The organism is Nocardia sp. NPDC006044 (genome assembly GCF_042871115.1).
Classification (GTDB): domain Bacteria; phylum Actinomycetota; class Actinomycetes; order Mycobacteriales; family Mycobacteriaceae; genus Nocardia.
Window position 1 is genome coordinate 178,583 of sequence record NZ_JBIAID010000003.1, and the last position, 18,194, is coordinate 196,776.

Sequence of the window (18,194 nt, forward strand, 5' to 3'; positions counted from 1 at the left end):
GGGGACTGGGACGACGAGTCAGGTTACCGACGGCCGGTCACGGCGCCGCAACGCACCTACCGAACACCTCGCACCGCCCGCGCGGTATGTCCCACACCCGCACGGATTCAGTCGGCCTGGAGCACGAATCGCTTGGACGGTTCCGGCGACGGCGGGATGCGGTCGCGCTGCAACGCCCAGGAGGCGATGTTGTGGAACAGCGGCGCCGCCGACTGACCGCCGCTGCCGTCGGCGCTGCGGATGGGGTTGTCCAGCATCAGGCCGATGACGTAGCGCGGGTTGTCGGCGGGGGCGATGCCGGCGAAGGTGATGTAGAACGACGAGGTCGAGTAGCAGCCGCAGTTGGGATCGACCTTCTGCGCGGTGCCGGTCTTGCCGGCGATCTGGTAGCCCTCGATCGCGGCGGGCCCGCCGGTGCCGTTCTGGTTGGCGTTCATCGGGTCGCGCTGGACCACCGACTGGAACATGGTGCGCAACGTCGCCGCGGTCTGCGGGCTCACCACCCGCACACCGTCGGGCTGCACCTCGTCGGTGCGGGTGCCGTCCGGTGCGATCTTGGCCTTGATGATCCGCGGCGGGATGCGCACCCCGTCGTTGGCGATGGCCTGGTACATGCCGGTCATCTGCAACGTGGTCATCGAAAGGCCCTGGCCGATGGGGAGATTGGCGAAGGTGCCGCCCGACCACTGATCCCGGGCCGGCACCACACCGCCGCTCTCGCCCGGCAGGCCGACCCCGGTGCGCTGCCCGAGGCCGAAGCGGTTCACCATGTCGGCGAAGCGATCCTCGCCGACGCGCTGGGCCAGCATCAGCGTGCCCACGTTGGAGGACCTGCCGAAGATGCCGGTGGTGGTGTAGGGCGCGACACCGTGCACCCACGCGTCGTGCACGGTCACCCCCGCCATCCGGATCTCGCCCGGAACCTGGTGCACCTCATCGGGATTGGTCAGCCCGTACTCGATCGCGGCGGCCGCGGTGATGATCTTGTTCACCGATCCGGGCTCGAACACGTTCGACACCGACGGGTTGCTCATCTCCGCGCTCGCCCACGTCTGCGGGCCCAGCTGCGGATTGAAGGTGTTGTCGTTGGCCATCGACAGGACCTGCCCGGTCTTGGCGTCGAGCACGACGGCCGAGGCCGAGTTGGCGCCGGACATCTCCTTGGCCTGCTGCACCTGCTGCTGCACGTAGTACTGCAAGTCCGAATCCACGGTCAGCTCGACGCCGTGGCCGTTGACCGCGTCCTGCTTGTCCCGCGAGCTGCCGGGGATGACCGCGCCGTCGGAGCCGCGGTCGTAGGTGTGCGAACCGTCGGTGCCCGCGAGCACCGAGTCCAGCGAGGACTCGAGGCCGATCTGGCCGTGCCCGTCCCAGCCGGTGGTGCCGAGGATGTTCGCGGCCAGCGATCCGCCCGGATGTTCCCTCGGATACTGGGAGTCCGCGCCGACCTCGGGGTACTGCGTGCGGATATCCGCGGCGATCCGCGGGTCGACACCGCGCGCCAAGTACACGAACGTCTCGTCGCTGCGCAGCTTGGCGAGCAGGTCGGCCTCCGACGGGCCCGCCTTGCCGAGCTTGTCGTGCACGGTCTTGGCGATGGCCTTCAACCGCTCGTCCGGGTCGGGCGCCTTGCTGTTCTTCGCCTTGGCGTCGGCGAGTTGCTTACGGACCACGACCGGCTGGAAGTTCAGTTGCTTCGCGGCGATGGTGTAGGCGAGCGACTTGCCGTTGCGATCGGTGATCGGGCCGCGCACCGCGTAGTCCGGCTCGTGCTGCGTGCGCTGCGTCGCCGCCTGCGCGGACAGGTTCGGCGCGCCGATGGTCTGAATCCACAGCAACTGCAACGCGACGACGCCGAGCGCGATCAGCATGATGATCCGCCCGGCGCCGAGTCGCCTGCGTAGCGGCCGGTCCTTCTTCGGCGGCGCCGAACGCGGCCGAGCCGACTTGCTCGGACCAGGCTCGCGTCGCCGGCGCGGCGCGGGTCTGGTCTGGGTCACCGCTGGCCTCCGTCGGGAAGTGCTTGTGGCTGTGGGGTTTCCGCCTGCCCCTGAGCGAGTTCCGCAGGCGGGCGCGGGATTTCAGCCTGCGGCGGCGCGGCCTCGGCCGGCGCGGCGGGCACCGGCGGGACCGGGCTGACCGGAACCGGGCTGGCCTGGGCCGCGTTCACCTGAGCGGCGGTGCCCGGCACGGGCGGCAGGGCGGGCGGGGTCGTCGGTGTGGTCGTCACCGGCATGACGCGTTCGCCGCGTGCCTGCGCGTTGCCTGCCTGCGGGTTGGGCGGTGCGGTGGGCGAGATGTTCAGCGGCGGCACCGGGGGGCCGTCGGCCGGCGTCGGCTTGCCGATCACCGTCACGGTGCCGTCCGGGGCGACCACGATGCGGGCCGGGTCCTTGGCCGGAATCATGCCCAGTTCCCTTGCGCGAGCAGCCAAGTCGGGCGCGGAATCCGCGGACTCCACCTCACGTTGCAGCGCGGCCCGCTCATCGGCGAGCCGCTTGTTGGTCGCGCGGATGTCACCGAGCTGGTAGCTGTCCTCCGCGGCGCGGGTAGTCAGCAGCAGCGTGAGCGCGAGACCGCAACCGAGCAGCGCGATGATCGCCGCCACGAACGGAATCCGCGCGGCCATCACCGACCCCGACCGGGGCGGCAGATCAGGTGTGTCCGAACGGGTTTCGGCGCGAGTCCGGCGCCGGGCGTAGGCCCGTTGCGCGGCGCCCGATTTCACCCGCTCGGATTCGTGGACCCGGCGGGCGATCCGCCCGGGCGCCTCGACGGTCCGCGTTCGAATACTCATACTGCCGTCCCCTCGTGAGTCTGTGCGGGACATCCGGCCTCCCTTGTCCAGGCCCCGCACCCGGTCCACCGGACGAGTTCATCGCTCATCCGGCCTCCTGAATTCGCTCCGCGGCCCGCATCCTTACCGGTGCGGCCCGCGGGTTCTCCGCTATCTCCTCCTCGGTCGCTTTCTCCGCGCCACGGGTCAGCATCCGGAATTCCGGTCCCATGCCGGGCAATTCGACCGGTAGGTCGACGGGGGTGCGGGAGGCCGCGCGCGGCGCGAACTCCTGCTTGACCACCTTGTCCTCGAGTGACTGATACGACATGACCACGATCCGGCCGCCGACCCGCAGCGCATCGAGCGCCGCGGGCAGTGCCGCGCGCAACGAATCGAGCTCGCGGTTGACCTCCACCCGCAGCGCCTGGAACGTGCGCTTGGCCGGATGCCCACCGGTCCGCCTGGTCGCCGCGGGTATCGCGGCATACAGCAGTTCCACCAGCTCGGCGCTGGTGGTGAACGGCTTCTGCCGGCGGCGGCGCAGCACCTCCGACGCGATCCGGCCCGCGAAGCGTTCCTCGCCATAGGTTTTCAGCACCCGGGCCAGGTCGCCGTGGCTGTAGGTATTGAGCACGTCGGCGGCGGTGGGGCCGGTGGTCGGATCCATCCGCATGTCCAGCGGCGCGTCGACGGAGTAGGCGAAGCCGCGATCGGCCTCGTCGAGCTGCATCGAGGACACGCCGAGATCCATCAGGATGCCGGATACCGAGCCCTCGGCGGTCAATCCGGCTTGCGCGAGCGCCTCGGCGATCCCGTCGTATCGGGTGTGTACCAGGGTGATTCGATCCGCGAACGGCGCGAGCCGCTCGGTGGCCAGCTTCAGCGCGGCGGTATCGCGATCGAGACCGACGAGCCGGAGGCCGGGATAGGTCCGCAGGAAATGTTCGGCGTGTCCGCCGAGACCGAGGGTCGCGTCGAGGTAGACGGCGCCGGGTTCGGTGAGCGCGGGCCCGAGCAACGCGTCGGCTCGCCCGAGCAGAACAGGAACATGGCGGGGGCCGTCCTGCTCATGGTTCACCTCGACCTCCCGGGATCTGCCTCGCTTCGTCGCGCACCGCGGACGGGTCGCCATGTTCGGAGAATGCTGTGCATAAGAACCGTTGCCGGAGACGAATGCCCCGTGGTCTCTGACCGAACCTCGGCACCTGGCGTCGGGGAAGTACGTCAGGGTCCGCGTCCGGGCAGAGGCCGCGCGGCACTCGTTCGCTCGGGGGGCTAGAAGATTCCGCCCAGCGACTCGTCTCTCGCTTGCGAGAAGTCCTCCTCGTGCTCGGCGAGGTAGGAGTCCCACGCCTGCTTGTCCCATATTTCGAGGAAGTCGACCGAGCCGGTGACCACGCAATCCCGTTGCAGGTTTGCGTAGCGCCGATGTTCGGCAGACAACACGATCCGGCCCTGTGCGTCCGGACGTTGTTCATCCGTACCGGCCGCTAGAGCCCGGACGAACGCGCGAGCCTGCGGATTACTTCGAGATGCCGCCGCGGCTCGCCGGGCGAGCGCGGTGAACTCTTCCTTGGGATACACGGCAAGGCTGTGGTCCTGACCCTTCGTGACCATCAACCCTCCCGCCAGATCGTCTCGAAATTTCGCAGGCAACGTGAGTCGCCCCTTGTCGTCCAGCCGAGGTGTGTAGGTACCGAGAAACAACTCGATACCTCCCTAGTCGATCACCTCGATGGTCGGCCTTTCCTGTAGTGCGCGCTCCACATTACCCCACTTTCCCCCACTTTCAATCGAAACTGCCGGTGATCTGGCTCCCGGCTCAGACGATTCCGCAGGTCATCCCAGCTATCACCCCGGTGGAGAACTTTTTGCGTGTTCTGCCGACACGCACAGTCCGCATGGACAAAGGCCCGGAAACACCCAGCAAACGCCCAGGTGCGACGTCGCTCGGCTACGGATTGGGGGGAAGTGGGGGATCTTGTGGGGAGATGTGGAGCAAGTGCCGCGCGCCCCACGCGGAGATCACCGAGGGTCCGCGGTCCTCCGCACGCGAGACGGCGACGCCGCACCGGATCGGTGCGGCGTCGCCGTCTGTGTGCAGATGTCGGGCTACGAGCGGGCTAATCCTGCTCGAACCGTCGCCGGAATCGGTCCTCCATCCGTTCGGAGAAACCACCGGACTTACGTTGGCGCCCACGTTGTCCGGCCGTTCCACCGCCGGGACCGCCGGGCGTGGCGTCGCCGCCGGCCCGATCGCCCTTCGCCATGCCCTTGGAGGTGCCGACCAGCAGCAGTACGCCGGCACCGAACATGACGATGAAGCCGACCAGACTGATGATCGGGAAGCCGCCGGGCTTCACTGGAGCGGCGATGCCGGCGACGAGTAGGAACAGACCAAGGACGAACAAGGCCGCGGCCTGGAGTCTGCGGCGACTCGAGGTCGAGCGAAGGCGCCCGCCGCGGACGGACGACGCGAACTTCGGATCCTCAGCATAGAGCGCGCTCTCGATCTGTTCGAGCATGCGCTGCTCGTGCTCGGAGAGTGGCACGGTACCTCCCCCGGCACTAGGCGTGGCTGTCGCCTCCGGGTAGGCGACCTGATAGCCGACCTTGGCGGCTATCTGACACCAATGATACGAGTTCGATCAGGGCCGTACCACCTAGTCGCCCATAACTATGTGGGCGTGCCGCCGGTCACTATCCGGTCATGCCGTTTGTCCACCCCGGTGCGGGGCGCAACCGGGCCGATGCGCTGAGGAGATCTTCGACGTCGTGCAGGAATGCTCCTACCCGCGAATAGAACTCGTCGGCCTCGTCATCATCGATGTCACGGTCGAGTCCGGCCTCCAGCGCGGCCCTGGTCTCCGACCGCGCGCTGAAGTAGTCGGACCACATGACGAACTCGGGCGCGGCGGACTGCATCAGCACCCACGCGTTGCGCGAACGCGCCCGCGGCGCGTTGTCCGCACCGGTGAGCGCGATGACCGCGCCGGCCCCGCGCAATGCGGCGATATACGCGGCGCGGAAGCGCTCGCGCGGGTCCCGCTCCCCCGCCGCCTGCATGAGCAGGCCGTCGGCCCGTTGCAGCAGCTTGCCCGCCCGACCCGGCTGTCCCGGATATTCGACTCGACCAGACATCTCGCCAGTCCCTCCGCCATCGCGTGCCCGTGGCCAACACCGCCTTGGTGTGATCGAACAGGCATTCGAACGTTTGAATTGAGTTTGAATATAGAGACACCCACCGACAAACTTCCGCGCCCGCAGTGGACCCGACGAGAGCCATGACCGCCGTCAAGCCAAATCACACCCCCGCACCAGTCGTCGTCGACCTCTCCGTCGCGGCACTGCGCTCCCGGCTGCACGATGCGCTGGCGGTGTATGTCGCGGCGATGGACTATCCGCGCGGCACCGAACACCATCGCGCGCCGATGTGGACCGAACACACCACCCGCCCCGGCTGGCAGGCCGTCGCCGCGGTGGTGCCCGACGATTCGGGGCACGTCGACCTACGTTCCGCGCCGATCGTGGCGATCGCCTACGGCTATCGCGGCGCCGCGCACCAGTGGTGGCATCAGCAGGTGCACAGCGGGATGCGACGCTCCGGCTGGCCGGAACATTCGACGCGCGAACTGCTTTCGGACTATTTCGAGCTGACCGAGCTGCATGTGCATCCGTCGGCGCAGGGGCTCGGCATCGGCGGCACCCTGCTCGAACGACTGCTGCGCGACCGGCCCGAGCAGGCGGTGCTGCTGTCCACCCCGGAGGTGGCCGGCGAGGACAACCGGGCCTGGCGGCTGTACCGGCGGCAGGAATTCACCGACGTGGTACGGAATTTCGTGTTCGCGGGCGACAATCGGCCGTTCGCCATCCTCGGACGGCGGTTACCGCTGTGACGCTGCGGCCTCGGGGTACCCGCGTGAGGGTCACGTGACGGTCGTTGTCGTCGGTTCGGGCCACAACGCGCTGGTCGCCGCCTGCTATCTCGCGCGGGCCGGACACCCGGTGGAGGTGCTCGAACGCGACGAGGTGCTCGGCGGGGCGGTGTCGACGGTCGAGCGGTTTCCCGGGCATCTGGTCGATCGCGGGTCGTCGGCGCACATCATGGTGCGGCACACCGGGATCATCGAGGAGCTCGAACTCGACCGCTTCGGGCTGCGGTATATCGATTGCGACCCTTGGGGTTTCACGCCGGGTTCCGAAGGCCGCGCGCCGTTGGTGTTCCATCGAGACCTGGATGCGACCTGTGCGTCGATCGCGGCGGCCTGTGGCGAACCGGATGCCGCGGCGTATCGGCGGTTCGTGGAGGTGTGGGGACCGCGCAGCGCGCGGGTGATGCGCGCGTTCGGTGGCGGGCCGACACCCGGGCGGTTGCTGCGCTCGTTCTGGGGGCTGGACGCGAAGGACGGCGGGAGCGCGCTCTCGCGGGAGTTCTTGCAGTCCGGGGACGCGCTGCTGGACACGCACTTTCAGGACGAACGGCTCAAGGCATCGCTGGCCTGGTTCGGCGCGCAGTCCGGTCCCCCGATGTCCGAGCCGGGCACCGCGCCGATGGTGGGCTTCGCCGCGCTCATGCATACGCTGCCGCCTGGCCGCGCGGTCGGCGGTAGCGGCGCGCTGTCCGCGGCGCTGGTGCGGCGGCTGCGTTCCGATGGTGGCGTCGTGACGGCGGGCGACGCGGTGACCGAGCTGCGGCGCGCCGGGGACGGCTGGCGGGTGCGCACCGCGTCGGGGCGAAACCTGCACGCGGACACCGTTATCGCGGGCGCACACGTGCTGACCACCCTGGATCTGCTGGGTGCGGGCGGATTCGACGCCGCCGTGCTGGACGACTGGCGGCGGCGCATCCGGGTCGGACCAGGGATCGGCATGGTGGTGCGGGTGGCGACCAGCTCGCTGCCGAGTTATCCCGGCAGTGCGGTCGGCGAATCCGCCCGCGGGCTCCAGTTTCTCGTGTCCGACCGGCGGCAGCTCCGGCTCGCGCACGGCGCCGCGTCCGCCGGTGACCTGCCGCCGCGGCCGGTGGTGCTGGCGATGAGTTTCAGCGCGCTGGACCCGAGCATCGCGCCGCCCGGCGAACACCAGCTCTCGCTGTGGGCGCAGTGGCACCCGTATCGGCTGGCCGACGGCAGCGCGTGGGCCGCGCACGGCGAGCAGGAGGCGGATCGCATCATTGCCGAAGTCGACTCCTACGCACCGGGTTTCGCCGATTCGGTGCTGCGCAGGTTCGTGCAGACCCCGGTCGATCTGGAGCGCGAGATGGGACTGCTGGGCGGCAATGTGATGCACGTGGACATGGCGCTGGACCAGATGATGATGTGGCGGCCGCTGCCGGAGCTGTCCGGCCAGCGCGTGCCCGGCGCCCCCGGGCTCTATCTGACCGGCGCGTCCACGCATCCGGGTGGCGGCGTCTCCGGCGCCAGCGGCCGCAGCGCCGCCAACCTCGCCCTGCGCGACCTGCGCCGCGGTCGATTCCCGTTGCTGCGCAAGCGATGACCGCGCAGCCGCACCACTTTCGTCTTCCCGCGCCGAGAATCGCGTGCGAATTTCGGTGCGGGAAATCAGGAGGCGTGCGGCTGTGAGTGGCGCACATGGGACAGTGCGTCAGGTTGCGCCGCTCGGGTTGGCGGTGGCGCTGGTGCTCGTGCAGATCGCGTACCCGCTGTCGTCCGGCGGCGCGCGAGACCGGGTCACGGTGGCGGTCGTGCTGCTGTCGGCGGGCACGGCGCTGGCGCATGCGACGGCGACCCGCGGGATTCGTTATGCGGCCGGGTTTTTGGTGGTCGTGTCGGGACTCGGGTTGACCGCCGAGGTCGTCGGGACCGCGACGGGCATTCCGTTCGGGTGTTACGCGTATGCGGCCGATCGGCTCGGGCCCGCGCTCAGCGGGGTGCCGCTGGTGGTTCCGCTGGCCTGGACCGGCGGGTTGTATCCGATCTGGATCGTCGCGGGGCTCTTGGCGCGCCGCGCGCCCTCCCGCATCGGGCTGACCGCTCTGGGCGCGGTCGGCTGGGACCTGTTCCTCGACCCGCAGATGGTCGCCGACGGGCAGTGGACCTGGTGCGACACCGACTCGGGACTGCCCGGCCTGGCGGAGATTCCGGTCACGAATTACCTCGGCTGGTTCGCGGTGACGCTGCTCATGGGTGCGCTGCTGACCGTCCTGGATCGGGCGGTGCCCGCGTCAGCGGGGCTGGATATCCCGCCGAATCGGTCAGCGGGGCTGGACAGTGTTTCCGCGATATCCGTGCCGGTGGCGGTTTTCCTGTGGACCTGGCTCGGTTCCACGCTCGCGCACGCGGTGTTCCTCGGGCTGCCGGTCTCGGCGTGCTACGGCGGCGCCGGACTGGCCGTCCTGGGCCTCCCGCTGCTGCGTCACCTGCACTTTTCCCGCCTGCGACCGGAGCCCGTGGGCTAGCCCGGACACAACGCGCGCCTCGTTCCGCCCGTCGCGTGGGCATCTGGACGGATGGCCTGGCACGATGTCCCCGTGCAGCCGAGTCCCGTCACCACGATGCCCGATGCCCCGGTACTACCGTCGCCGCGGACGCGCCGCCTTGGCGTGCGTGTCGCCGCGGCCGTTCTGCTCGCGGCATTGCTGGTGCCCGTCCTCGCGGGCTGCCTGCGGGTGCAGGTGTCTATGGGTGTTTCGTCCAACGACCGCGTCTCCGGGCGGATCGTCGCCGCGGTGGTGCCCGCCGAGCCCAATGACAAGGGCCCGCAGCTGAAGGCGCCGGACTCGCTCGCCGCGAAGGTGCGGGTGGAGTCCTACTCGCAGGATGGGTACGTCGGCAGCCAGGTGTTCTTCGAGGACATGTCGTTCGGCGAGGTCGGCCAGCTCGGTCAGCTGTCCGAGCAAACCCAGGGCATGTTCCAGCTCCAGTTCCAGCGGGCCGGCGACCTGGTCAGCCTGACCGGCCGGGTCGACCTGAAATCCGTGCCGCCGCACGGCTCCGACGTGCAGTTCACCATCGCGTTCCCGGCCCGCGTGGCCAAGACCAATGGCAACCGCGAGGGCGACAACATCGTGTCCTGGAAGCTGCCCGCCGGCGACGTCTCCACGCTGCGCGCCGAGGTCAGCTACGCCGACCCGAACACCCGCTCGTTCGCGGGCTGGGCCGGCATCGTCGGCGGCATCACCCTCGCCGTCGCCGCCATCATCGCGGCCATGGCCTACATGGACCGCAACCCGCCCGCGCCCGGCGCGCCCACCGGTCTCTCCTGGAGTCGCTGGTGGAAATCGGTCAAGCAGAACCGCTGAGTTCCGTTCGGCGGGGCGCGGTTCGGGCCGGCGCCGGAATCTCGGTGGCGGGCGCGGTGATCGCGCTCGGCAACCGGATCACGGTGCGCCAGTTGACGAATGCCGCGACCGGCGTGATCGAGCCGGTCGCGGTGTGCGTGCCGGCCCGGAACGAGGCCGCGCGGCTGCCCGGGTTGATCGCGGATCTGCGGGCGCAGCGCGGGGTCGCGCGGATGAGTGTCGTGATTCTCGACGACGCGTCGGGCGATGACACCTTCGCGGCCGCAGTCGAGGCGGCCGGTGGCGATCCGCGAATCACGTTGTTGCGCAATGACGCCGAGCCTCCGTCCGGTTGGACCGGCAAAGCCGCCGCGTGTGCGCGATTGGCCGAATCGGTGGTTGCGCCGGTCCTGGTCTTCGTGGACGCGGATGTGCGGCTGGCGCCCGGCGCGATCGCGGCCGCCGTCACCGAATTGCGGAAGCGCCGGGTCGCCTTGATATCTCCGTGGCCGCTGCAGCGGGCCGGGTCGCTCGCCGAGGCCTTGGTGCAGCCGTTGCTGGCTTGGTCGTGGGCGGCGACGCTACCGATCGCACTGGCCAATCGAAGCCTGCGACCGTCGACTTCCGTTGCCTGCGGCCAGTTTCTGGTGTTCGACACCGCCGCCTATCGCGCCGTCGGCGGACACGCGGCCGTCGCCGCCAGCGTCACCGAAGACCTCGACATCGCCCGGACACTGCGCCGCGCAGGGCATCCCACCGCACTGATCGCCGCGGGGCGGATGGCGAGCACTCGAATGTACGAGAGCACCGCCGAACTCGAGGCCGGCTACACCCGCTGGCTGTGGTCCGCCTACGGCGGCACGGTCGCGGGTGGCGCTGCCGTGGGAACGCTTGCCGCCCTGGCCTATTGGGTCCCGCCGGTGGCCGCCCTGGGTGGTCGCGGCGCTGTGCGCCGGGCGGGCGTGCTGGGCTATGCGGCAGCCGTCACCGGCAGGCTGCTGGCACGCTCGCTCGAAACCCGGCGGATCGGCTCCACCGATGTCCTTGCGGCCCTACCTCACCCACTCTCGGTCGCCGCATATTTACTGCTGTGGGCACGATCCCAGCGCGCTCGACAACGCGGCCTATTGCGTTGGAAGGGCCGCGTACTCGACTTCGACGGTAGGTAACCGGCGGCAGCAGACGATCGGTTCGGCTGGCCTTCGCCGCTCACCCGGCAGGCACGCCTCCGCATATCCTCCCACCAGGCACACTGCGCTGGAGAGACGGCGCGCCCAACGGATAACGCCGGCCTACGGAACCTCGGTGATTCCGACCGTCGGCAGGAAGAAGCAGGACTTGCCGCCGTTCTCGACCGTGCCGAAGACCGCCGCGAGCACGGTGCCCTGCCCGGTGTCGACCGGAACGGCGCGCACGCCGCCCATCGGGAGGGCCGCGAAGAAGAAGTCCTGGATCGCCCGTTCGGCGATGGGGCGCAGCGCGATCGGCACCTCGGCCGGGATCATCGCGCGCAGGATGGTGGACAGCGGGCCCATCGACGCGAGTCCGCCGCGGCCGCTGGTCACGTTCAGCCAGGCCACCTGCATGCCGGTGGTGTCCGGTCCGTCCTGGTTCAGGCCGTAGGGGACGAAGGTGAACATGGTCTGCCCGGCCTTGACGGCGGACAGGTCGAGGCCGGGGATGGTGACCGAGGTCTTGGGCCACGGACCCGGCACCGCGCCGGCCACGGCCGGGGCCAGGCCGAGGGAGTTGCCGTTGAGGCAGTACGCGGCCGCGGTCGGGTAGAGGAACGGTTGCATGCCGAACGCGCGCAGGCCGTCGATGGCGGCGTTGTAGACGCCGAACAGATCACCGGGTGCGACGGCGCCGGTCTGCCCGGAACGGTCGGTGACCACCGGCGGAACCGGGGCGGCGGGCGAATTCGGGGCCGCGCCCGCGGACGGGGCCGCGAGCGCCAGCGCGACCGAGCAGGTCGCGACAGCGGACAATACGGTCAGACGGCGCGCTACGGCCATGGAGACCTCTTCTCATCGTCGACGCAATCGAAGGTTGACGGTACTCCGGCTAACGCCCTGAACTGGCATTATTGCCTGCGGCAAGCTATCGGCGTGTCCCCAGGGCCGCACCGCCGACGCCCAGTTCGCGGGGTCCGTACCCCGCGGACGGCGGTAGGCCGTATGCTGCTTCCCGGCGGAGCCGCCCGAGTCCGTGAGCGCCCGCCCCGCGAAGTCGACCGACCCCGAACAGACTGCGCCAGCGCATATTCGGCTATCCGACCTACCCGGCAAACCGGGCTGCGGCAAGATCTACGCTCACGATGATTGCTTCCCTTGCCTAAGGGTTCTCCTGCTGGGCATGATAATTCGGCTCGACCCTGACATCGTCCGATGTCCGGAGCGGCGACAACCATCCAGAGCGACCGAGAGACCTGGCTCGTCGACGTCGCAGCAACCCCCCGGTTCACCGGGTGCGGGTGCTTCCGCCGGGACCGATGGAGGAGAACCGAAATGCGAATCGCCGCTGCCCGAGGCACCCGTTGGGGCCGCCGACACATCGACCAATGCAAGGTGACCTCCGCGAGCTGTCGGGTCTGACCCGCAGCCAGTTCGTTGCACCCGTCGCTGGCCGGGTGGTGTGACCGCGGCCCGATGTGGCGCGGTCTCGTTCGTTCTTCCGAAGGACTTCGACATGAGTGCATTTATTGCACCCGATGCCGTCGACAAGGCCGGTGGCCGATCCGAACCAGTGCTCGAGGCGGCGCCGGACGAATCCGCGGCGCCGACGACGGACTCCGCGCCGAAGGTGGCCAAGCAGTGGCACCCGTGGCGCTGGGTGATCAGCGCCGTCGCGCTCATCCTGCTGGCTCAGTTCGTGCACGGCCTGGTCACCAACCCCGGGTGGGACTGGCCGACGTTCGCGAAGTACATCACCGCGAAGTCGGTGCTGGCCTCGCTGAAGGTGACGCTGGAGCTCACCGCCTGGGGCACCGCGCTCGGCTTCCTGCTCGGCACCGCGCTGGCTATCGCGCGGCTGTCGAACAATCCGGTGCTGCGGGTGATCTCGTGGTGCTACATCTGGGCGTTCCGCTCGATTCCGCTCATCGTGCAGCTGCTGTTCTGGTTCAACATCGCCTACCTGTACAACACGCTCTCGGTCGGAATCCCGTTCGGCCCCTCGTTTTTCACCTTCGAGGTGAACGGCGTGATCAGCGGGTTCACCGCGGCGGTGATCGGGCTCGCGTTGCATCAGGCGGCGTATTCGGCCGAGATCATCCGCGCGGGCATCATCTCCGTCGACGCCGGTCAGCTCGAAGCGGCTGCCGCGCTGGGCATTCCGAAGGTGCGCCAATTCCGCTCGATCGTGGTCCCGCAGGCCATGCGCTCGATCCTGCCCAACGCGACCAACGAGGTGATCAGCCTGTTCAAGGGCACCTCGATCGTGTCGGTGATGGCCATTGCCGAGCTGTTCTACCAGGTTCAGGTGATCTACGGCCGCAACGGCCGGGTGGTGCCGCTGCTGCTGGTCGCCACCGCCTGGTACATCGTGCTCACCACCGTTCTCTCGGTGGCGCAGTACTACATCGAGCGCCACTACGCCAAGGGCACCCAGCGCACGCCACCGCCGTCGCCCGCCCAGCGGGCCTGGCAGAAGCTGCGCGAGATCGCCGATTCCGGTTCCACCGCACCGCGAGGAGCGACCCGATGAGCACCGCACTCGCCGTCGAGGTCCGCGGCGTCCGCAAATCCTATGGCGCACACGAGGTCCTGCGCGGCGTCGACCTGACCGTGCGCTCCGGCGAGGTGGTCACGGTGATCGGCCCGTCCGGTTCGGGCAAGTCCACGCTGCTGCGGGTGGTCAACCACCTGGAGTCGCTGGACGCCGGCACCGTGCACATCGACGGTGAACTGATCGGATATCGGCTGCGCCGCAACACGTTGCACGCGCTGCCCGACCGCGAGGTGCGCAAGCAGCGCTCCCACATCGGGTTCGTCTTCCAGCAGTTCAACCTGTTCCCGCATCTGACCGTACTCGACAACGTCACCATCGCACCGCTTTCCGCGCAGCGCCGCGACCGCAAGGAGATCGAGGCCGAGGCGCGCGTGCTGCTGAACCGGGTCGGCATCGGCGAGCTGGCCGACGCCTACCCGCGCAGGCTCTCCGGCGGGCAGCAGCAACGAGTGGCGATCGCCCGGGCACTTGCCCTGCGCCCCAGGGTGATCCTGTTCGACGAGCCGACCTCCGCGCTGGACCCCGAACTCGTCGGCGAGGTCCTGGATGTGATCCGCGATCTCGCGCACGGCGGCACCGCGCTGGTGATCGTCACCCACGAGATCGGCTTCGCCCGCGAAATCGCCGACACCGTGGTGTTTCTCGACGCCGGCGCGATCGTCGAGCAGGGTCCGCCCGAGGCCGTCCTCGACCATCCCGAACACCCGCGCACCCGCGCCTTCCTTTCCCGAGTCCGTTGATGAACAGGTATCCGATGAAGCTCTCCGCCCTGGCCACCGCCGCCGCGACCGCGGTCGTACTGCTGGCCACCGGCTGCACCGATCCCGAAGCGGAGTCCGCGGCCCAGCCCGCCGGTGCGATCACCTTCGACCTCTCCGCCGCCCAGACCGGCCGGGTGCGCGCCGCCAAGGTGGACAGCATCGCCGCCGAAGTGCCGCAAGCCATCCGCGATCGCGGCACCCTCGTGGTGACCGGCGCGTCCGGCACCGCACCGCCGCTGCGTTTCTACGCCAACGACGACAAGACCGTGGTCGGCTCGGAGGTCGATTTCGCCTCCCTGGTCGCCGACATTCTCGGTCTGAAACTCGATGCGCAGGTGGCGGATTGGTCGCAGAACTTCGTGCGCATCGATTCCGGTGAGGTAGACGCGTTCATCTCCAACGTGACGGTCACCGAGGAGCGCAAGGAGAAGTACGACTTCGCCACCTATCGCAACGACACCGTCGCGCTCGAGGTGCCCAAGCAGAGCACGCTCGAGTACAAGGACCGGAAAAGCCTGGCGGGCAAGCGGATCGGCGTCGGCACCGGCACCAACCAGGAGCAGTTGCTGGTGAAGTGGAACGAGCAGAACACCGCGGAGAAGCTGCCGCCGATCGACATCGCCTACTTCGACAAGACCAGCGACTACTACCTCGCGCTGGCCTCGCAACGGCTCGACGCCTACATCGGCCCGAACCCGACCGCGATCTACCACTCCGCCACCGCGAACCAGACCAAGATCCTGGCCACCTTCTCCGGCGCGGGCGACGCGCTGCAAGGCGAGATCGCGGTGCTCACCAAGAAGAACAACGGGCTGGTCACCGCGGTCCAGCACGCGCTCAACTACGCCATCGAACACGGCACCTACCAGCAGGTGATCGATCGGTGGGGCCTGAAGACCGAGCAGGTCACCCAGTCGCGGATCAATCCGCCCGGCCTACCGAAGCAGCGGTGAGACATGAAATTCCTACTCTTCACCCTCGTCACCCGGGTGCCGGATCCGACCACCGGCCGGCTGCCCGGCACCAGGGAGCGCCTGCGCAACGTCGTCGAACAGGCAAGGCTCGCCGAGGATCTGGGTTACGACGGCTTCGCCGTCGGTGAGCGGCACGAGGATCCGTTCCTGTCCGCCGCTCCCCCGGTGATCCTCAGCCACATCGCCGCCGTCACCTCCCGCATCACGCTGTTCACCGCGGTCACCACGCTGAGCCTGCTCGATCCGGTGCGCGCCTTCGAGGACTACTCGACGCTGGACAACCTGTCCGGCGGGCGCCTGGAGCTGATCATCGGCAAGGGCAACGGGGCCGCGCAGGCCGAGCTGTTCCACGTCACCACTGACGACCAGTGGGACCGCAATCGTGAAGGCTACGACCTGTTCCGGGCGCTGTGGGACAGCGACAGCGTCACCTGGTCGGGCCGGTTCCGGCCGGAGTTGACCAACGCCAAGGCGCTGCCGCGGCCGTGGCAGCCGAAGATCCGGATCTGGCACGGCAGCGCGACCAGCCGGGATTCGGTCGAACTGGCCGCGCGCCACGGTGATCCGCTGTTCTCGGCGAACGTCACCAACCCGATCGAGCCGTACGCCGAACTGGTCCGTCACTACCGGGAGCGCTGGGAGTTCTACGGGCACAACCCCGCCGACGCGCTGGTCGGCGCGGGCACGGCGGGCTTCCACGTCGCCCGCAGTTCCCAGCAGGCATTGCAGACCTACCGCCCGATCTTCGAGGCGCGACTCGCGTTGGCGCGCAAGCTCGGCCTGCCGGTGGTGTTCGAGTCCCTGGACGACTTCGTCACGCGCAGTTCGGCTCTGGTCGGCAGCCCGGAGCAGGTGATCGACAAGGTCGGCAGGCAGCACGAGCAGTTCGGCCACGAGGTGATCCATCTGTCCGCCGAGCGCGACGGCCGCCCCGAGATCGACTACCTGGACAGCCTGGCGCTGTTCCAGACCGAGGTGGCGCCGGAGCTGCGCCGCCGAATTCCCAGCCGCCCCTTGGCCACCGGCGCCGATGCCGCCGAGCTCGACCCGCGCGACGAACCCGTCCGCGCCGAAACTTCTGGAGTTACCTCGTGATTCGCACCCGCCATCGAATCGTCGCGCTGGCCGGCGCCCTCGCGGCGGCCACCGCCGTGACCGCCTGCGGCACCGATTCGGCCGCACCCGGCGGCGATGCCGGGCCGCCCAAGCCGGGCGGCACCCTGCGCTACGGCCTGTCCCAGGCTCCGACCTGCTCGGATCCCGCGCAGTCGGGCACCAACCAAACGCTCTACGTCACCCGGCAGATCGTCGATTCGCTGACCGACCAGGATCCGAAGACCGGCGAGTTGAAGCCGTGGCTCGCGCAGAGCTGGGAAGTCACTCCGGACGCGAAGGTGTTCACCTTCCACCTCACCGACGGCGTCACGTTCAGCGACGGCACCGCGTTCACCGCGGACTCGGTCCGGCAGACCTTCGATTCGGTGCTGAAGCTCGGCGCGGCCAAGGCGGCGCTCGCCGCCAGCTACCTGACCAACTACGTCGGCACCACCGCCGTGGACCGGTTGACCGCGCGGGTCGAGTTCAGCAAGCCCAACGCGCAGTTCCTGCAGGCGACTTCGACGACCCAGCTCGGGATCCAGGCCGAGGCCACCACCGCCAAGCCGGCCGAGCAGCGCTGCCTCGGCGACAATATCGCCAGCGGCCCGTTCACCTACGCGAGCTACCGCCAGGACGCGTCGGCGACGCTGGCCAAACGCGCGGGTTACCAGTGGGGTTCGGCGGTGTTCGCGCATCGCGGCGAGGCCTATCTGGACAAGATCGAGTTCACCGTGGTGCCCGAATCCGGTGTGCGCACCGGCAGTCTCGCGTCGGGCCAGCTCGACGCGATCAGCGATGCCCTACCGCAGGACGCGCCGCAGATCGAGGCAGCCGGCGGGCGGGTGCTGAGCACCGCGAATCCCGGTGTGCCGTTCGGCTTCCAGACCAACGTGACCCGCGGGCCGCTGCGCGACCCGGCGGTGCGCCAGGCGCTGCTGCCCGCCATCGACCGGAAGCAGTTGGTGGACACCGTGCTCGGGCCCCAGTTCAAGCCCGCGACCAGCCCGCTGGCCAGCAGCACGCCCGGCTACCAGGACCTGTCGGCGCGCCTGGCCTACGACCCGGTCAAGGCCCGCGGCATTCTCGACCAAGCCGGCTGGGTACCCGGCGGGGACGGCATCCGGGCGAAGAACGGTGAGCGCCTGTCCTTCTCGGTGGTGTTCAGTCAGGTGTTCGGCGGCAACCAGGCGATCATCGAGCTGGTGCAGCAGCAGCTGCGCCAGGTCGGGGTCGAGCTGAAGCTGGACCTGGTGTCGGTCGCCGAGCAGACCGCCAAGCAGAACTCGAAGGACTTCGACAGCTCCTACGGCAACACCACCCGCGCCGATGGGGACATCCTGCGCACCTCGTTCGGTCTGGAGGGGCGCAATCTCAATGCGCGCGGGCCCATTCCGGCCCTCGACGACGCGCTGAACGGGCAGTTGAGCACCGTCGACACCGGCGTGCGCACCGGCCTCGTGCATACCGCGCAGCAGCAGGTGCTCGACGCCGGGCTGCTGATTCCGACGGTGGAGCTGTCCCAGGCCATCGGTGCGGCCGGCACCACGCAGGACCTGAAGTTCGAGGCATCGGCCCGCCTGCAGTTCTTCGACACCTGGCTGAGCGGACGGTAG

The 18,194-nt window shown here is 69.2% G+C and carries 17 protein-coding genes and 1 riboswitch; of the genes, 10 read left to right on the forward strand and 7 right to left on the reverse strand.

Features of this window, described 5'->3' with window-relative positions:
- Positions 1-107: 107 nt before the first annotated feature.
- The 6 genes from ACFYO1_RS25485 to ACFYO1_RS25510 form a co-directional block, all read right to left on the reverse strand.
- Positions 108-2,000: a peptidoglycan D,D-transpeptidase FtsI family protein gene (locus tag ACFYO1_RS25485; protein ID WP_387235839.1), complete on the reverse strand. Its 1,893-nt coding sequence runs from the start codon at positions 1,998-2,000 to the stop codon at positions 108-110.
- Positions 1,997-2,797 carry a hypothetical protein gene (locus tag ACFYO1_RS25490; RefSeq protein WP_387235841.1) on the reverse strand — a complete coding sequence of 267 codons (801 nt, stop codon included), beginning with the start codon at positions 2,795-2,797 and terminating at the stop codon, positions 1,997-1,999. Before ACFYO1_RS25490 ends, ACFYO1_RS25485 begins: the two co-directional genes overlap by 4 nt.
- An 85-nt stretch (positions 2,798-2,882) precedes the next feature.
- On the reverse strand, positions 2,883-3,911 hold the full coding sequence (rsmH, locus tag ACFYO1_RS25495; RefSeq protein ID WP_387235844.1) for a 16S rRNA (cytosine(1402)-N(4))-methyltransferase RsmH: 1,029 nt from the start codon (positions 3,909-3,911) through the stop codon (positions 2,883-2,885).
- A gap of 143 nt (positions 3,912-4,054) precedes the next feature.
- Complete coding sequence (gene mraZ / locus ACFYO1_RS25500) at positions 4,055-4,486, reverse strand: division/cell wall cluster transcriptional repressor MraZ (protein WP_040733463.1); 432 nt, start codon at positions 4,484-4,486, stop codon at positions 4,055-4,057.
- Between the two features lie 416 nt (positions 4,487-4,902).
- Positions 4,903-5,331, reverse strand: coding sequence for a DUF3040 domain-containing protein (locus ACFYO1_RS25505; RefSeq protein ID WP_387235847.1), 429 nt, complete (start codon positions 5,329-5,331; stop codon positions 4,903-4,905).
- 148 nt (positions 5,332-5,479) lie between these two features.
- Entirely contained in the window at positions 5,480-5,920 is a 441-nt protein-coding gene (locus ACFYO1_RS25510) for an SAV_6107 family HEPN domain-containing protein (RefSeq protein ID WP_378726364.1), read from the reverse strand.
- 143 nt (positions 5,921-6,063) lie between these two features.
- Here ACFYO1_RS25510 and ACFYO1_RS25515 point away from each other — a divergent pair, with 143 nt between their 5' ends.
- The 5 genes from ACFYO1_RS25515 (at position 6,064) to ACFYO1_RS25535 (ending at position 11,188) form a co-directional block, all read left to right on the forward strand.
- Positions 6,064-6,675: a GNAT family N-acetyltransferase gene (locus ACFYO1_RS25515; RefSeq protein WP_387235851.1), complete on the forward strand. Its 612-nt coding sequence runs from the start codon at positions 6,064-6,066 to the stop codon at positions 6,673-6,675.
- A gap of 34 nt (positions 6,676-6,709) precedes the next feature.
- Complete coding sequence (locus tag ACFYO1_RS25520) at positions 6,710-8,275, forward strand: phytoene desaturase family protein (protein ID WP_387235854.1); 1,566 nt, start codon at positions 6,710-6,712, stop codon at positions 8,273-8,275.
- Positions 8,276-8,357: 82 nt separating this feature from the next.
- The gene (locus ACFYO1_RS25525; protein ID WP_387235857.1) at positions 8,358-9,197 is read left to right on the forward strand and encodes a carotenoid biosynthesis protein; all 840 of its coding nucleotides are present in this window, start codon (positions 8,358-8,360) and stop codon (positions 9,195-9,197) included.
- Between the two features lie 96 nt (positions 9,198-9,293).
- Positions 9,294-10,040 (forward strand): LppM family (lipo)protein, encoded by a 747-nt coding sequence (locus tag ACFYO1_RS25530; RefSeq protein ID WP_378726368.1) that lies wholly within the window; start codon positions 9,294-9,296, stop codon positions 10,038-10,040.
- Positions 10,013-11,188 carry a glycosyltransferase gene (locus tag ACFYO1_RS25535; protein ID WP_387235860.1) on the forward strand — a complete coding sequence of 392 codons (1,176 nt, stop codon included), beginning with the start codon at positions 10,013-10,015 and terminating at the stop codon, positions 11,186-11,188. The genes ACFYO1_RS25530 and ACFYO1_RS25535 overlap by 28 nt, the downstream gene beginning before the upstream one ends.
- 123 nt (positions 11,189-11,311) lie before the next feature.
- Here ACFYO1_RS25535 and ACFYO1_RS25540 read toward each other — a convergent pair whose 3' ends face one another.
- A complete protein-coding gene (locus ACFYO1_RS25540; protein ID WP_387235863.1) occupies positions 11,312-12,034 on the reverse strand; it encodes a hypothetical protein in 723 nt (240 codons plus the stop codon).
- 388 nt (positions 12,035-12,422) lie between these two features.
- A riboswitch (SAM riboswitch) is annotated at positions 12,423-12,517 on the forward strand.
- Positions 12,518-12,707: 190 nt separating this feature from the next.
- On the opposite strand from ACFYO1_RS25540, the gene ACFYO1_RS25545 reads away from it, so the two are divergent.
- From ACFYO1_RS25545 to ACFYO1_RS25565, 5 genes are read left to right on the forward strand one after another with little or no spacing between them, the layout of a single operon-like run.
- Positions 12,708-13,724 carry an amino acid ABC transporter permease gene (locus ACFYO1_RS25545; RefSeq protein ID WP_387235866.1) on the forward strand — a complete coding sequence of 339 codons (1,017 nt, stop codon included), beginning with the start codon at positions 12,708-12,710 and terminating at the stop codon, positions 13,722-13,724.
- Positions 13,721-14,488, forward strand: a complete 768-nt coding sequence (locus ACFYO1_RS25550) for an amino acid ABC transporter ATP-binding protein (RefSeq protein ID WP_387235869.1) — start codon at positions 13,721-13,723, stop codon at positions 14,486-14,488. The genes ACFYO1_RS25545 and ACFYO1_RS25550 overlap by 4 nt, the downstream gene beginning before the upstream one ends.
- A complete protein-coding gene (locus ACFYO1_RS25555) occupies positions 14,488-15,462 on the forward strand; it encodes an ABC transporter substrate-binding protein (protein ID WP_387235872.1) in 975 nt (324 codons plus the stop codon). Before ACFYO1_RS25550 ends, ACFYO1_RS25555 begins: the two co-directional genes overlap by 1 nt.
- A gap of 3 nt (positions 15,463-15,465) precedes the next feature.
- Positions 15,466-16,578, forward strand: a complete 1,113-nt coding sequence (locus ACFYO1_RS25560) for an LLM class flavin-dependent oxidoreductase (protein WP_387235875.1) — start codon at positions 15,466-15,468, stop codon at positions 16,576-16,578.
- The gene (locus ACFYO1_RS25565; protein WP_387235878.1) at positions 16,575-18,194 is read left to right on the forward strand and encodes an ABC transporter substrate-binding protein; all 1,620 of its coding nucleotides are present in this window, start codon (positions 16,575-16,577) and stop codon (positions 18,192-18,194) included. Before ACFYO1_RS25560 ends, ACFYO1_RS25565 begins: the two co-directional genes overlap by 4 nt.